Origin of the sequence: Collinsella aerofaciens, from assembly GCF_015558785.1 — a bacterium.
In the GTDB taxonomy this organism is placed as follows: Bacteria; Actinomycetota; Coriobacteriia; order Coriobacteriales; family Coriobacteriaceae; genus Collinsella; species Collinsella aerofaciens_P.
The window spans coordinates 1-16,557 of the sequence record NZ_JADMOP010000025.1 but is presented as its reverse complement, the minus strand read 5'-3'; the positions used below and the strand labels follow the sequence as shown (position 1 = coordinate 16,557).

The window sequence follows — 16,557 nt, the reverse complement described above, 5'->3', positions numbered from 1 at the left end:
TGCTCCAATGCCGTGGTTGCTGGTTTCATTATACCACGGTGGCATCACCTATATGTCAATTCTGGTCTAACAGAGCCAAAAGTTTTGTCTCACTCGTATCAATTGAAGAGTAGCCGAATCCAGGATGCGGCGTATCTACATATGAGCGCACACTACTACACCTAATTTGATATCGCTTAAAAAAGGTGGAAATCCAAAAGGTCACAACACCAAATAACGCAAGCTCAAACTCAAAGGCAATACTCGAAGTATCAAGTACATCCAACCCCTGACCTCCGAGATAGCCATCGATAACAAAGTGATCAAATGCGACAGATATCAAAAGAGACATGAACGCTTCAAACAAGAAAGGAAGAGTCCGGTACCGCAACTTACCACATGCATGCTTAGTAACCCCAAGAAGCAACCAATAGAAAAGGGTGGGCAAGTATCGCAGCGAAGGTCCCGAAATTGAAAGTGCATCACAAGCCGTAGCAACAATAAAAACCGGAAGCTGGCAGCAAATTGTTGGAGCGAGAATTCGATAGGCAACGTTCAGCCTGCCCGACTCATCAGTGGGATACAGTTCGTCGACGGTGTATTGTCTTCCAATCGCCAAGGGCCCGGCAAAACGAACGAATTGAATTCTAAATAGACCGATAAAGGCGTAGAAAACAATCCAAAGTAAAGTGACCGACTCCACCTATACAACGATCTCCTTAAGTCATGCGCGTAGGGCCACTTGTAGAAAGTCAAACTTAAACAGGAAATAACAATACTAAACAACGGTATCGATTCCCACTTCACAGGCTATAACTCCCTACGCAATAAAATCTGTCATAGTCCGTAAATGAAATTCAGGGCGCGGGCACACATAGCCCTTCAGCCTAATCAGACATGACCCCCTTCTTAAGTTCTTAGAAGCGCTAATCTCTCTTTCTATAAAAAATCGGCGCAGAATCGACCCTGAGAATACTGAAATCTCACGTTTCCTGGGAACAGTAAATCTTTCCAGTCATCCCTGGAAAGCACCATACCGACCCATCCAGCAAGGTCGGCAGGTAGTAGACAGGCTGTTTCGCAGCCATTCTCAGATATCAGAGCCATTGGGGCACCATCTTCGCCAAACATAACATCCATCACCATATAGGTTCTGGGCCGATCGGTGATCCTAAGACGGGGACGAAATAAGTTTTTAGGATCGCTCAAATCGCCCGTATGCAAAGGGTCATCGCTTAGCACTTGAAAATGCTCCGAAAGACTGTTGCAGCAGAAGGTGTTGAATCTTTCCGCGTTATTAGCACCAAGTTCGTGGAGCTGAGCGGCACCATCGAAACCGTCAAGGTACTTTAGCAGCGCAATTAAAACGACAAGGTCATCAGAGAAACCGCTACCATAAACCTTGTACCAGCATTTATCATACTGAATCAACACTCGACATAACTTTTTGTATAGTTCGAGGCGCTCATCATTTAGGTTGAACCACTCCACATCAAAAAGGTTCTTTTTAATCTCATCTTCTCGCGACTGATAGGTCACTTCATCGCGAATAGCTTTCATGAGTTTTGCCACTATTCCAGCAAGCATGTCAGCCATTCTGACAGCGAAGCACTCAGAAGAGTCCGCTTCACGCACCCCATCAAAGCCAAGCCGTTCTGCAGCAGCTCTAGTATTCTCTTCTTGATCAATGATAAGCGTGCAGTTATCGATCTCATTATGCTCGCTCAGATATAGTCCGAATCCCGCAAGAGGCGAATAGTATTCCCACTGATAATCATCCAGTGGCATCACGTGGTCCATAACTTCCAAAATCGATCTAAATTGATCCATTTCGGTCCACTTAAGTTCGGGATTCGCTTTGTCATCTTCGATTCTATTTAGGAGAAAGTCCCGCAAAGCGTCTAATAAATCGTCGGGCGATTTATATATCGATTCAACAACTTCATTAGGTCTATATTGAACTAACAGCTTTGCAAGAGAGTATTTCATCAGATCGGCATTAAAGCAGGGCTGGTTTTGATATCGGCTGAACAGTCTATCAACAAGCAATTCGACCTTACTTGAAAAGGAACAATAGACATACATTTCTTCATCAAACAGGTCGAGATAATCACTGATCAAACGCGCGTTATGTTGAGATAGAGATTTAAATCCATATTTGAACTGGCTCCTTTTTAGACAAGTGCTCTTTAACTCTTTAGCGTTTGGAGAAAGATACTTTTTCTCGAATTCACAATACTGGGCAGCTAAATCGGACTCCCGTTGAGAATCCCACCCTACTATTGCAACAACAAATCCATCATAGAATTCATCGGCTTTGATGGTCTCGAGATTGAGTAAGCGGCTATGCTGGCTTTCGTCGTAGTAGAAATTGTAATCAGACATCCGTGATCAATCTCCGATCCATGAATGAACAGCGCATCGATAGCAAACACAAACGTTCGTTGCATTTATTAATTGCCACCAATTATATTGTCTTAATTAATTATGCAAACATAACATCCCAGAGAAGTACGGCCCCTCTGGTATGCCTCTACGGATATGCTTGCCTACAGTACGACAGCTTCGCGCGCCTCGCCGACAGACACACCACCGACGACGGAAGCATCTACGCCCACGGTCCCATCTCCTACGGCGTCCCCGGGCCAAAACTGATACGCGAGATCTTTGAGGGCATCCCGCACAATCTCGTTATCAAAACGCCCAAGTACGCATATCAGAAGGAGTATCGAATCATCGGGTCGCGACCGGTCGAATGTCGCCTTTTACCAGACGAGAATCACCCTGGCTGCAAAATTGAAAAATACGACCACGCAGAACTTGACCTAAGCAGCAGCCTCACAGACTTTTCCTGGAAGGCCTCTGTGCCAAGCCTCGAAGAGGCGCATGACGGCCTCATGTTGAAGCTCCCGCATCGCGTATAGCCAACGACGCACGGGCGGAACACCGCCAATGGGCAACGTCCCGCCCGACCCGCGCGATCGCGTGCACGTCCAACTTGTATAGTAAATTCATCGCTCGCGTCGATTACGACGCTAATATCTCCGTAGGAAACACGCTCGGTAAATCATTGACACCCATAGCAAAAAGAACCCTTGCACTGGCATCTCTGCTGAGCGAGTCACTTAACTTAAGAGCTTCAAGCAGTATTTGGCGACGCAGCATCTTGTAATCATCCTCAGTTAGCACTAGCTCAAGATCGCCTAAGACACCCACCAAATTGACATCACGTGATGGAGACACCCTCGCGCAGAACAGGCGCTCGTCATGCGCGCAGATATTTCTGAAATCTTTAATATGATCGTACGCAAGTCTTAGCCTTCGTGGGCTGATGCGCTTATGGACTTCATGTGTCTCGGAATAAAGGTCAGAAAACGACTTGGCAATGGAATTTCTCATGCTTTCTGGTTGAAACTCGAAAAACTTGAATGCCTGGCCAAGCATTAAGTAATTCATAAGAATCCATACCGGCGTATTGTCGTGATTATTTTCATAATGACGAATGTAGTCCCTTTTATAATCACTGTTCCATTTTTTAGACCTACATAGCACCTTCTCGAAATCACCGATAAGCGTGTCGATCTTTTTTCGATAGCCGGCCTCAGCCCGATAGGAATCTCTATCAAGGTATGCTTCTGGGTTATCTTTATGAGCCATGGCAAACCGATAAGAGCAGACGGTCTTAAGAACTGCTTCCGCCTTGTTAAAATACTCAAACATCAGCAGGCGCAAAGTTCGATCGAATTCGAATAGACGATAGATATCAGAAAACTTGGTCCCTTTTACGAAAACCTCTTGGCCAGAACCATCCCGTTGGTCAAGAAACAAATCCTTGTAGCCGTTAACAACCGGGTAGTATCCCTCGCGCTCCAGAACTAAACGAGTATCGTTATCGCATTCGAGCCCACGGCTTTCAAGAATAGCAATCTGCTCGGCAATAGATTTAAATGGCTTATCCATATGGGCCCCTTAAACGCGAAAACCGCCTTTCGGCGGTTCCCACGGACCAAGCCGGACGTACCGTCGCAAGGCCTCATCACAACGATTACTCTAAGCGAGAACCCGGGGTCCGTCAATCCGGTGCCACCAATCTTCCAAATCAATCCTTGAACCAGACACAAAAATGTGCCAATGGAATGCCTTTATTAAAAGAGGGACACCAAGAAGATGTCGCTAATTGTCAGCATCAGCCCGCTGCTCGCATTGTCTCTTAAACCCGGCAATCAACTTATCGCAAGTTTCGATAATCCCTGCCGGAACTGTATTGAACTTAACGGGGTCGAACTGATAAGCCATGAGGTTTTCAATGTGGAAGTATTCGTTTGCGAATTCAAATACTGCCTCATCAACATGTGCACGATTGCTGACCTGGCTCATTTCGTCAGCATTGTTGGCAGCGAGTAATCTGAATGCACAGATTTTCTCGACTGGTGAAGGCTCCTGATCATAAACGGACAGCAGCTCTGCAGTTCCAAGCTGGGTCAATAAGTCCTGATAGTTAAAGTCCTTAAACCCGATTTCTTCTAGCTGCTTCCAGGCTTCTTTCCACTCTTCGTCAGTAAGCTCTTGCTCATTTAGTGTGGCAACCTCTCGCTGATGCAACAAACTTGACAGTACATGCCAGGCAGGCGACTTTCCATATGCAATTTCAACTGCCCTCCTCGCAAACGCAACTCTATAAGGCAGGGACGCATCGCTCGCAACGATTGCTTTAAAGCACTGCACTGCGCTATTAAAATCATCATCCTCAACAGGTATCAGGAATAGCTCGCCGCCATCGTTGCGCGCATAAAAGCAGGATGAATCACATAGAAGGGCCTTATGGACCTTGCCGATCATAATGAGCGTTTCAAAGTCATGGGTTAGCAGCAACGATGTAATCCCTTTGCAAACGCCCTTAGATTTCGAAAACAACCTTTGGAGAATCGCATATTTCTTGTTTTGATCAAAGGAAGAAATCGGATCATCGAGCACGACCATGTCCGGCTTCTCGCTTTTAACCTGAGCGGAAAACAATGCAATCGCAAGCGAATTACGCTCGCCGTAGCTTAGATGCGACTTTAAATCCTCGACATTCATCTCGAGCCCGCGAGGTTTCAGTGAGACGGCACAGCGAGAGCCATCTGGCGAAGCGATTGAGATCTCATAGGGAAATCCTGCGGACTCCAGAAAAGCATTCATTTCGGCCATCGATGCATTGATGGATTTCCCCAATGCGGAGCTTTGACGACCGATGGCTCTCTGGATTTCTCTCACCTTTGATGAAAGCTCGTCCAGCACTTCATTAATGCTATTGATACGCTCAACAGCAAATTGTGAATTCATCTTTTCGAGACGCTCGACGTGGATTTTCAAGCCTTCAAAATAGTCAGCATCTTTCTCTTCATCCTTCAGGAACGAGTAATTTAATTGCTGAATTTTCTCGAGCTTGGCCTTAAGTCCCTCCGCATCTGCCTTGATGCACGCAAGAAAGGCTTCATTCTCAGGATTAGGTTCTTCTTTTAGCTTCCCATGTAAAATCGCGTCGGCCTGAACACGGGCGTTTTCGCTAAGAAGCACATCGGCTTCTCCAAAGGTCGCAATCGTTTTTGTGCAGTTATCAATATACTTTCCGCCGTATACGGCTTGCATTTCGTTGCCTGTTTCCAAATCAGACTGTTCGAGAACCTTACCGCAATACGGGCATACGCCACGTGAGTTGTATTTACCGCCCTTGTCGCGCCATTGTAGCCATTCTTTGGCATTGTCTCCTTGGATTAGTGGAGTGAACGACCCGAACTTTGGAGAAATGTGCTCAACAAGGTTTCCCTTTGACACGATACCTTTCGCAATTGGGCTAACCTTCGAATAAGTCTGTTTGGAAACCTTCCCAAAGCAGGACAGTAAGTTGTTAACCGTAGAGAGCAGCTCAGCAACCTTGCCCTCATCCCGCAACCTTTTGACGGCATCTGCTAGCAACTCGTCTGTCTCTTTTGCAGCCTTACGATACTCAGGGGTATCGACAAAGATCTTATATCCGTTTTCGATTAGCTCCATGTCGCCTTTAAACAGCGTGCTATCGACGTAGTCTTCATTAAACACAAGGATATTTGCGTTAGACGGCAAACCTTCGACAGAAGGCAGAGATTCTGAAGCATAGGGCTTCAACACTTCCAACGTCTGCCCGCCATCTCCGCTGTATAGCTGAATCGCTTTTGCAACCGAGCTTTTACCAGAGCCATTCATTCCATGCAGAACCGTAGTCGCATTGGGTTTTAGCGTAATAGTTGCGCAGTTAATGTTGTTACAGCAAGCAAGATTTACGACAATTGGCTCAGACATTTGACCTCCATGGAAGGGGCGTTTGCATCGACTTGATTATGAGACTATGGGCGAACAAATTGTCTAACGATTCAACAAGTTACGACGTTTGATAGATGAGCGGTATCGCACTACGTATGCTGGGACGGCATGAACAAGAGTGACATACGGCAACGCCGCAAGGCCGGCAACTAGCAAAAATGGACACCGAAGCCAGTGTCAGTCCCTGTGTCCAAGCGCAATCTCGACGCTGCCGGATCGCAGTATGCAGCAGTGCTCAAGAAAGCACTCATTGAGCATTCGTCAAAATTCTGAAAATCCTGTCTGAAAGTATCGCCAATCCGTCCTTATTGCGCTGATAGCTAAATACCCTCCTATGACTAACATCAAAAGGCAGTTTAGGAACATCACCTTGGTGTATCAAAACGGTCTGCTTGCCCATTCCAATCGCATAGCCTGCTTCGAACATAACGTTTGAATTCAGGCCAGTAATGTCTGCAATTACCGAAGAGCTAGACGCAATCAATTTAAATATGTCTACCGTAATATCTGTGGGAGTTAAAATCTCGTCTACGCGTTTACACTTCTTGCCCGCCCTCTTAGAGCCTTCGACCAACGCCGAATATACAGGATCTATTGAAGGGTCATCGGTGAATGGCATCATGACAGCAATTAGATTTGGGTCAAACGCACTAGACCTTTCAGGTTCAACCGCCAAGGGGGAGTTATCAAGAAACTTTGAAAACAGACGAAAAGGGTCTCCTTCGCAAAGTCTCCAATGAGTACGTTTATTTTGCCAGCAGTTCTCGTCAAGTAGACCAAGATTCAACAATGCCTGCGATGGAAACCGTAGAATAGGCTTGGAGATCACGGGGTTGATAGACGGGGTATCCATATAGCCAAGTGTGGCCACGGCACCCATATCATCCGACTCAAATTCACGCGTCATAACAGTAGGAAGTTGAGCGAGGGCATTAAAGTCAAAACCGGTGCCAGTCCTATAGGCGCTCGTCAACTGCTCAGGAGTTCCCTCGAACATCCTAGAAGTCAACATGGGCTGTGTCTCATTGGCACGAACAATTAAGTTGAACAGCATTTACAACACACCCCATATACAGGCAAAGCTCAAACGCCTAAAAATAACGACCATAAGAATTGTATCCTGTCTGAAAGCAGCACAATTGAATCCGACAAGCAGCTAAATCTTGTCCGTAGCGGCAAGGCGCCAATACTGCTTGCCCAGGGCCGTTAGCTCGCAAGACCTAGACTCCATAGCAGCAAAGTACATGTGCTCTGCCCCCACAGGGCGGACAAGGCCGATGCCCTCCAACTGCTGAAGGATCTTAAACTTCTCCGTATTATCCTTCGTCGCATAGGGTTCAACAATTTGATGTTCTTCCCAATCAGGACTGTTAGTAGGTTCAAAAGAAGGATCCAGGGGCAGTTGAGCACCGGGCGCATCGAACAAAGATGGCAACTGTCGCAACACGTAATCAGGTACCTGCGAAACGACTTTCCTTAGCGATATGAATGATTTGACATTGGTCCTAAAAACAGGACGTTGATCCCATGGTCCAAGAGCCTTGTCTATAAACGCGTAGACTCCACCAGGGGTAACATGCCCCATCACATCTGCTGCGCCGCCATTAAGCGCATCCACAAGAAGCGATGTGAAAGTCCCTCGGCCGTCATATTCCTCCGCACATTCACTAGAACAGCATGCGCTTAGAATTGTTAAACCCTCACCAAGCAAGGAGGATGTCCCGCCCAGCACTCCAGGAGCCCCCATACACCCAGAATTACAGCTATCGAGAAGAATTACGCGATTCCTAGCCCTAGAGTCATTTGCTATCGTCAGGATTTCGTCGAGAGAAAGCCGACCCATAGGGTCACCCTGTCCAGATAAGATGAATCCATTTTTAGTAGCATCACACCTTCCGCCATGCCCAGCAAAATACAGCAGCGCAATCTCAGGCTCCCCAGAGAAACATTCTTCGACCATCTGCCTCAACACATAAGCATGCTGTACATTTGTCTCAACGCGAACGGAAAAATCAGGAGAACCATCTCCGTTTTTAGCCAAGACCTCGGCCACAGCATTGGCATCGGCAACGCAACCGTAAAGCGGAGACGAGGCATATTCATTAATACCGACAACAAGCGCCTTGCGACTTTGCATTACATCAGCTCCAAAATGGCGGCAATAAAAACTCAAACAACGAAAACAGACAGACCAAGAATAAGCAGATTGAAACAGCCACGATCAGCAGAATCATCGATGCCTTTAGGCACTTTCTCATGTACTCGTTCTTATGATTAAGCGATTCAAAGTGGGTCTGCACTGCCTTTGCCTTACCCTCGGCAACTTCCATCGGAGAGGAAAAAGGCGCACCACGTTTGATCTCACCCGCAACGAAATCATATAAATCCATCGGTGCTGCAAGAACGCTCATCTTTAGCCTGACTTGACTGAGCAACGACAACAAAAACGAAGCACCCAGCAGCAGCATAACGACAACATAGCCGCTCGCCAACAGAACGAATGACGCCGTAGCTCCGCTGTCGTTGCAACTATATTTAGCAAATAACACCGGGGCCACCGTCAATAAGGCAACGGAAATAATGGAAACGCAACTTAGCAAACAGTTAGACAAACGCTCATACGAATCGCAGCGACTCAGCTCTGTCTGATATGACAACTCAGCCATCCATGAAAGATAATCGGCAGAATAGTCAACCGCATTGGAGCCCGGAGCTACATTATCTATTTGCTTTCGGCTGCGTTTACCCATTTAATCATTCTTTTTCGGACGAGGCGAAGGCGATCCGGGGTAAGAATATCCGGACTTCTTTTCGGTATTACCACGAACGACCCTGATCGGAGGATTAGGATGACTCGTCGACTGCTGTTTACCAGACGAAGGGTTCGAAGGACTCGCGTCTGAATTTCGCTTATTTAAATACATGGTTCTCCTAGAGTGAATATTGCCGGACGGCGTTGACAATACCATCTCTTGTCCACCCGACCATAATGTCGGCATTGGAAGACACTTCGTATGGGACACGTAACTGACCCCGCGGCCTAACCCCAATGATCGGCTTGTTGAAGTTCAAAGCAGTTTCAATCTCAAAGTCAATCCACTCGCTATAGGCAACATACATTCCGGAGAGAACTATTACGCAGCTACAGCATGAAATTTGATTAGCGATCTTCCGTTGAAGTTCAGCCTTGCTCCTGGCGTCAATTGGCCTGTCAATAGGAACGGAATAATCTGACCACTTAAAGTATCTGGTTGAATCAAGCCAATCTCTTATCGTCCTATAGGCATCGCTATAGTCCCACGAATGACTAATGAGGATATGATAATCACGAAGACTCATGTTACGATCCCTTCCATAACGTTCGGGGTTTAATTAATTTGCCATCCACAAATTAAACAAGGCAGCCAAGCCCCCTTAATCAACTTGACAAGCGGTTGTTACCGTCATGCTCTTAAGCAGCAAACTTATAAACTAATAGTACTCCCTAACACTATTAAAGAAGACCTCTATCTAGTTGTCTTAGTCATACAGTAGCCGAAAAATCAAATTGCCTAAGAGCCGTCGCACAACAGGTCGACCTCGACGTGTATCACAGAGTTCACGATCTGACCGACAAGTAACCTGAAACTCCTGCGCGTCGATATCGCTGTCGACAAACTACAGTAAGGCAGCAAGACATTAAGACAGAGATATACGTTGTAAGGTTCGGTAAACATCCGTTCAGCAACGTCCTCAGCGGCCAAAAACTAGATTTCGTGCACAACGCTGCCTGGGTCGCCATAGGCAATGTCAACATTTGACTGCACTGCGACGCAGGGTGTTACCAAAAATGGGCAACGAAACCCAAGCTGGTCCCGTTGCCCAAGTGCCAGATTGCCGATACCGTATTTAGCAACAGTAAAGATGATATGACCCCATTTGCCTTATTGTTTATCGTAAACAGGTGACGCATAATTTCTTTCGCAAATTGACAACCGCATAGCGAAACACGGCCCACGCCCCGTCATATGATTTCTAGCGACCAAACAACAAATCACCGACGAAGGGGACACGGGCCACGCCTGCGAACTTCGTGTCAGTCGACGAGAAGTCGCTGCGCAACGACATAGAGAATCTGATGAGGAAGACCGTAGAGGAGACGCCCGACGCGCTGCTCGACTAGGAGGCGTCCGAGCTCGTCGGGCCGGGCGCTACAAGAGGGCGGCGGGCCGGGAGGCCCACCGCAGCGGCCACTACACGAGGAGGCTCGTCACGGGCGCCGGGGAAGTCGAGCTCAGCGTACCGAAGCTCCGCGGGGCGACCGCGAGGACGGTGCGCGACGGGTTCCCCGAAACGCTTACCTACACGGAATTCCCGCCTGAGCGCTGGCGCCGAATCAGGACGAACGACGGGATCGAGCGCATCAACCACGAGATCAGGAGAAGGATGAGGGTCGTCGGGACCCTCCCGGACGGCAACTCGGCCCTCATGACGGTGACGGCGAGGCTGAAGTACACAGTTGAGCACGACCGGGGCAAGAGGAGGTACCTGGATATGTCGAAGCTGGACGAGATGGACGAACTGGAGGGAAAGTAGGAGGGCCAGAAGAGGACGGGGCCGAGGACGACAAAATCAATTTGCGAAAGAATCTTGATGGCACCCCTCCCCAACATTCCCCAGAAAGTTCGCTGATGTTGACTGGGGTTCCCGTAAAATAAACCCCAACAAAATATGTGCGGAGTGCTGGCCTGGAGCTGCCTTCGGTCCCTATTGGCTGCTCACCGAGAGGCTCCGCTATGAAACGACCCCTTTACTACCTGCTTTGCGCGATCGCGTGCACGTCCATGGTCGGCGCGACGATGCCCATGGCAGCCATCGCGGAAGCCATACAGCCTCGACCAACAGCCGAGCAGCAGGCGCAAGCCGACGCCACGAGCAGCTACACAGGCAAGGCCGAAGACGGCACCAACGCAAATGCGACAGCAGATACCGTAGAGGACGGCACCGCAACATCCACCGGCACCGGAGACGTCAACACGGAAAGCGACGACGGCACCATCGCCGCAACCGGCACCCCCACCCCATCCCTCCGAACCCAAACCAACCCCATGCCCGCCGCAATCTCCGCCACGTCGCAAACCACCTATGCCCACTCCGCCACGGCAACCCAAAACGGCGTCACCTTCACCGTCTCGTGGAACGACGCCCCCGCGGGCACCGCGACGACCTTCCACGTAACCCAGACCAACGGCTCGTCCCAGGCCAAGGCGCGCATGGACGTGCCCACCTATTGGGACGGCGGCAGCCAGGAAAGCGTCTACGACCCGTCGCGCCCGGCATGGGGCAGCCACTACAGCCTGGGCACCGCGGGCCACGACTTTACCTTCGACTTCACGGCATCGGGCACGTACCGCATCCACCTCTACTTTATGGACAACGACAGAAACGACCCCCAAAACGACAAGGGGATCTACTACCTGCGCACCACGGCGGAGGTGACCGTAAACGACGCCGCCCGCCCAAGCGTCACGCAGATCGTCAACAACGCCGTGGCCCAGTGCAGGCAACAGACAAACGGCTCGGAATACGACATGGCGCTGTGGCTCCACGACTGGACGCTCGACCAGCTGGAGTACGACCAAGGCCTCAACTGGTACGGAGGCCTGGACCAGCACCAAACATCGGCAGCGGACCAGCTATTCAAATAAGCTTCCGTCTGTCGTCTTTTGCAGCAGTTCGACAAAACCGATCTGATTTAGCACGTGCTTAATCGCATACGTCTCAATATATCTCATAAGAAGCTCAGTGAGTTCCTTAATGAACCGTTTGAACTCATTCTCGGTCAGATAGCGCTCAAGCATCCAAACCATTCGAATGTAGTTGACGTTTTTGCGCCCACCGACCTTGGCGCAATAAAGCCTCTCATCATGGGCGCAAACATTACGGAATTTAACGAGGACCTCGATCGAAACCCTCGCGTCATCCACGCTGAAAAACCCGAGCTTGTGCGATCCGGTCCTACCCGTCGAGTCCACAATCATTTTGCAAACCGCAGACTTATCCTTAGACTTCATTAAGTTATAGAAATGCTCGATATTCCCAAAAGTCAGGTCGTTCACCAGCACCCAAATGGGCACCGCACCATATGAATTTCGATAATGAACGATGAAATCTGATTTGCTATTAGATACCCTACGACCCAAAACCGAAGTAAGGCCAGCAATCTCTTGCGCGAAATTGGCCCCATTTTTCCCGGCGCTAGCAAATTCATTTTCATCGCAATAATTTGACTGGAGAAGATACGCTTCGGAAGCTCGGTGGGCATTCGAAAAAGCATAGGCGACCGCAGTCTTGATTTTAGCCTCAGCCAAAATCAAATATCGAAATGTAAGAGACCTTAGCTCTCTATCAAATGTGAACAGAGTGTACAAATCCAAAAAGGATGTTCCCTCAAGATACCGATCTTCGCCAGCCTCTTTACTCTTGCCAATATCGAGAAATGGATCCTTATAACCGTTGACAATTGAATAGTAGCCCTCACGCATCAGAGTGGGGCCAGTATCCGCATCGACGCCCAAACCACGAGATTCAAGAAGTCGAACTTGCTCATCGATAGTCAAAAAGGGCTTATCAGACATACCAACTCCCTAAATGAAGAGAGACGACCATCCAGAAGAACAGCCGTCTCTCCGCAGGACGTAGGCCCGTAGGTTGACTACGTCAATACCGCTATATCCACTTTATCCCCTGGGAGCCAAGGGGTCAATTTAATTTAGAAAAGTAAATATCCTTCATGAATCAACCTTTGATCGCCCAAGAATTACCTTCAGCGCTCGACCTTTTGCTTTTGTCTCTATGATTGTCCTACGCAGTAAATCAACCTGAATCGTTGTGCGCCCTTAACACTTGCTTCAATTAGCAGCATCCATCCCAAATGCATCCAAGCTTACAAGGCCAGACGTTTGCAACAAGGTCTCCTTAAAAGCGTCTGAAGTCAAACGTCCTTCGACATAAGCTTCATAACAACGAAGCAGCGTCTCAGTCGAAAGAACTGCGATATCGTTTTTACCGGCGATTGTAATCTGAGTTTCAGGAAACTGGTCCCGCTCGTCAGGCTTTAATTCAATTTGTGATGCAAATATAAGGACACCTTTCAACTTGCCGGAGTTACCCTCTTCTTCCATTGCGTCAGCTTTTATTTGAACATGATCATATGTCTTTGAAACATGTTGTCGCTTCAGCCCTCCGTTACTGCCTTTGATCTCAATTAAAAACAGCGTATTGTCGTAAGAGAACCTGAAATCCTCCTCCTTGTTATCTTCAAAATCCTCATCGACCTCGACAATCTCCGCTAAAAGATGGCGAACCCTCTTTTCGAGATCGAAGTCTTTGCAACAAAGGACTGACTTAATTCCCCGATAATCCGAAAGGATCTCCTCAATCCCTTTCCTCTCTTCGCCGAGAAAAACTATCTGTTCATCAATCTCTTTCAATCGCGCCCTTTGAGCCGCTTCGTCATGGTATACAACTTCGTCCAACCATTCAGGAATACGATAAGGCGAATCCTTGGCTGGGAAAATGGCGTCGACGATCGCCGATAGATCATCATTGTTGTTGACCTGAAGTGTTGTACCGGCAAAGGCTTCAGATAACCGTACGGCTGAAACAGTTGACGCATCCGATTCAAGAATCGAATTAACAGGAGGCAAAATCGGTGAACTGAAAGAAAAATCCGAATGAAGAAATCTGTCAGAAAGAGACGTTATCGACTCACCGAAACAAATAGGCAATGGGAAAGGGATCAGTTCGTCTATTGGTGAGCGAGCAAAATCCTTAATAAAATCCTTCAGCGGCATTTTATGTTTATACCTATAGGCATGAGTTTGCGGGTCGTATCCATAGCAATAGGAATACATGCAGTTTTGCGGAAACAAAACAATGCATTTACATTTATTTGATTGCAGCAGCATCTGACCAATAGAGGATATATCTGCATGATCATTTAGAAGCTTATCGTTGTCGCAATCGCTCTTCCATAAATGCTCATCTTGTAAGTCAATAACCGTCAACTCAAAGGCGTCGAAGGCGCTTGCCTTACTGAATTCTTTTATTGTAAGGTCGCCTGTTTCCGTAAAACCGCAATCCCGTAATCTGTAAACCAATAGTTGGGTTTTCATCATATAAATCCCCTTTCAACCTGAACGATTGATACCGAGACAGCACTTCTCATTAAAGATGAAACTATTTTGCGGCTGTGGGCACGGCAATCCGCACCCACAGCCGCAATGGCCCCGAACCTCTATCCTCGTGGCGGGAAGGGATCGTGCCCATGGGAATCCTTTGCGCGAATTCTGCCATCGGGACGATGGACGACCAACTCCGACTGCTGGTTAGCACTAATAACACGACCGCGCTTTATGGCCTCGCTCTGGGTCGTCGTAACAAAAGATGCACGACGTGCCCCTTCACCCTTAACCTGCCATTTACCATCTGCCCGCTTCGTAACATGTTGGTTTTTGCTTATCATACTCACCTCGCCTTCGCGACCGATTCTTTCACGCACTCAGAGTATGGGACTTGCGGCAAGTCCTCTCGTGCCGCTTCGCGTAAAGTATAACTACCGGCGCGGACATATACTGAACCCGGAAGCTCTCGGTGCCGAGTCTCGAAGTTGCGCAAGACGGCCTCATGATAAAGTTGCCGTATCGTACCAACGAAGCGCGGAACAGGATGCCGCCGCTGACCAACGTCCCAACAGCCGGTTACTCCCCTCCTCTCCCCTCCCCAACATCCCCCAGAAAGTTCGCTGATGTTGACTGGGGTTCCCGTAAAATAAACCGCAACAAAATATGTGCGGAGTGCTGGACTGGAGCTGCCTTCGGACCCCATTGGCTGCTCACCGAGAGGCTCCGCTATGAAACGACCCTTTTACTACCTGCTCTGCGCGATCGCGTGCGCGCTCATGGTCAACGCGACGATGCCCATGGCAGCCATTGCGGAAGCCATCCAGCTGTTAGCGCCGGGCGATTTTAGCCGCTAATAGTCAAACTATTTTGACCAATCCCGGTCACCGAATAATGGCCACCGTGCCTCCCCGCCGCCACTACGCTGGTGGTGCCAACACGCCGGCGTTAGGAGGACCATTGAGGTGAACGAGAGACACGATGACCTACAGGAGATTATAGACGCGGCGCTCCGGGAGATGGCCGCGGAGGAGGGCCGCGCCGGGCGTGCTCGCCGGCCACACCGGCCTGGTGGACGACCTCCTGCGGAAGGGCGTCACCAACTCGCAGGTGATATTCGAGCGGCTGCTCGGCCAGGGCTACGCCGGCGGCCTCACCACGGTGAAGACCTATATCGCCGCGCACCGGGACCTCGTGCCCGCGAAGAGGCGGCAGGCGGCCCCGCAGGGCTGCCGCGGCCAGCGCTTCAGGACGGCGCCCGGAGAGGCCTACCAGATGGACTGGGGCTTCGTCGCGGTCGAGCGCCCTGGCGGGGAGCGGGCGCGGATCGCCTGCTTCGCCATGGTCTGCCACCATTGCGGGGGCGCCCACGTCGAGTTCTTCCCGAACGCGCGCCAGGAGAACCTCCTCATCGGGATGCTGCACGCGTTCTCGGCGCCGGGCGTGCCCGCGACCGTGCTCACCGACAACATGAAGAGCGTGGTCGTCCGCCGCGATGCCGACGGCCGGCCCGTCTGGCAGGCCGACTACGCCGAGTTCATGGGCGTCGTCGGCTTCCGCACCAGGTTGTGCAGGCCGCGCCACCCCTATACGAAGGGCAAGGTGGAGAGGCTCGTCCGCTTCGTGAAGGGGAACTTCCTCGCGGGAAGGTCCTTTACCGACCTTGACGCCCTCAACCGGGAGGCCGCCCTCTGGTGCGCCGAGCAGGGAGGCCGCTGGCGGCGCGCGGCGGCATGCGTCCCGATGCGCGAGCACGAGGCGGCGTGCTCGGCGAACACCAGGCCGCTCGAGGTCACGGCCGAGGTCGAGCGGTACCTGTGCCCGCGCCGGAAGATCTCCTTCGACGGCTTCGTGAGCTTCGAGGGGCACCGCTACGGCGTGCCCTACTGGTACGTCCGCCGCGAGTGCAGGGTGAACCGGGAGGGGCGCGTGGTGCACATATACAGCGACGACCTCTCCCGCGAGCTCGTCGCCCACGCCGTCGGCACCGGCGCCGATGGATTGGCTACACTGATGTGGACAGTTCCGGGAGGGGCGCAGGAGACGGGAGGGCCGTATATGAGGGACCCCAGGC

Annotated in this window: 14 protein-coding genes and 1 pseudogene; 4 read left to right on the top strand and 11 right to left on the bottom strand. The window is 50.0% G+C overall.

Annotated features, from left to right (window positions below; translation table 11 throughout):
• Window positions 1–55 precede the first annotated feature (55 nt).
• The 8 genes from I2G40_RS09230 to I2G40_RS09880 form a co-directional block, all read right to left on the bottom strand.
• Window positions 56–682 (bottom strand): hypothetical protein, encoded by a 627-nt coding sequence (locus I2G40_RS09230; protein ID WP_195544889.1) that lies wholly within the window; start codon window positions 680–682, stop codon window positions 56–58.
• Window positions 683–918: 236 nt separating this feature from the next.
• A complete protein-coding gene (locus I2G40_RS09225) occupies window positions 919–2,364 on the bottom strand; it encodes a DUF3800 domain-containing protein (RefSeq protein ID WP_195544888.1) in 1,446 nt (481 codons plus the stop codon).
• A 642-nt stretch (window positions 2,365–3,006) separates the two neighbouring features.
• Entirely contained in the window at window positions 3,007–3,939 is a 933-nt protein-coding gene (locus I2G40_RS09220; protein WP_195544887.1) for an Abi family protein, read from the bottom strand.
• A gap of 213 nt (window positions 3,940–4,152) precedes the next feature.
• The gene (locus I2G40_RS09215) at window positions 4,153–6,300 is read right to left on the bottom strand and encodes an AAA family ATPase (RefSeq protein ID WP_195544886.1); all 2,148 of its coding nucleotides are present in this window, start codon (window positions 6,298–6,300) and stop codon (window positions 4,153–4,155) included.
• Between the two features lie 268 nt (window positions 6,301–6,568).
• Window positions 6,569–7,375 carry a hypothetical protein gene (locus I2G40_RS09210; protein WP_195544885.1) on the bottom strand — a complete coding sequence of 269 codons (807 nt, stop codon included), beginning with the start codon at window positions 7,373–7,375 and terminating at the stop codon, window positions 6,569–6,571.
• 102 nt (window positions 7,376–7,477) lie between these two features.
• Window positions 7,478–8,458, bottom strand: coding sequence for a caspase family protein (locus I2G40_RS09205; RefSeq protein WP_195544884.1), 981 nt, complete (start codon window positions 8,456–8,458; stop codon window positions 7,478–7,480).
• Window positions 8,459–8,462: 4 nt separating this feature from the next.
• Window positions 8,463–9,071: a hypothetical protein gene (locus I2G40_RS09200; protein ID WP_195544883.1), complete on the bottom strand. Its 609-nt coding sequence runs from the start codon at window positions 9,069–9,071 to the stop codon at window positions 8,463–8,465.
• 181 nt (window positions 9,072–9,252) lie between these two features.
• A complete protein-coding gene (locus tag I2G40_RS09880) occupies window positions 9,253–9,660 on the bottom strand; it encodes a TIR domain-containing protein (protein ID WP_195544882.1) in 408 nt (135 codons plus the stop codon).
• Between the two features lie 778 nt (window positions 9,661–10,438).
• On the opposite strand from I2G40_RS09880, the pseudogene I2G40_RS09900 reads away from it, so the two are divergent.
• Both I2G40_RS09900 and I2G40_RS09735 read left to right on the top strand, forming a co-directional pair.
• A pseudogene (locus tag I2G40_RS09900) lies at window positions 10,439–10,896 on the top strand (transposase).
• Window positions 10,897–11,096: 200 nt separating this feature from the next.
• A complete protein-coding gene (locus I2G40_RS09735) occupies window positions 11,097–12,008 on the top strand; it encodes a hypothetical protein (protein ID WP_195544880.1) in 912 nt (303 codons plus the stop codon).
• Here I2G40_RS09735 and I2G40_RS09180 read toward each other — a convergent pair.
• The 3 genes from I2G40_RS09180 to I2G40_RS09870 form a co-directional block, all read right to left on the bottom strand.
• Window positions 11,997–12,938, bottom strand: a complete 942-nt coding sequence (locus I2G40_RS09180; RefSeq protein ID WP_195544879.1) for an Abi family protein — start codon at window positions 12,936–12,938, stop codon at window positions 11,997–11,999. The genes I2G40_RS09735 and I2G40_RS09180 overlap by 12 nt on opposite strands.
• Before the next feature lie 273 nt (window positions 12,939–13,211).
• The gene (locus I2G40_RS09175; protein WP_195544878.1) at window positions 13,212–14,480 is read right to left on the bottom strand and encodes a hypothetical protein; all 1,269 of its coding nucleotides are present in this window, start codon (window positions 14,478–14,480) and stop codon (window positions 13,212–13,214) included.
• 119 nt (window positions 14,481–14,599) lie between these two features.
• Window positions 14,600–14,827 (bottom strand): DUF2188 domain-containing protein, encoded by a 228-nt coding sequence (locus tag I2G40_RS09870; RefSeq protein ID WP_161116101.1) that lies wholly within the window; start codon window positions 14,825–14,827, stop codon window positions 14,600–14,602.
• 387 nt (window positions 14,828–15,214) lie between these two features.
• On the opposite strand from I2G40_RS09870, the gene I2G40_RS09730 reads away from it, so the two are divergent.
• Window positions 15,215–15,340 (top strand): hypothetical protein, encoded by a 126-nt coding sequence (locus I2G40_RS09730; RefSeq protein ID WP_267489516.1) that lies wholly within the window; start codon window positions 15,215–15,217, stop codon window positions 15,338–15,340.
• A gap of 190 nt (window positions 15,341–15,530) precedes the next feature.
• Window positions 15,531–16,557 (top strand): IS21 family transposase (gene istA / locus I2G40_RS09165; protein WP_324252602.1); only part of this gene is annotated, 1,027 nt, incomplete at its 3' end.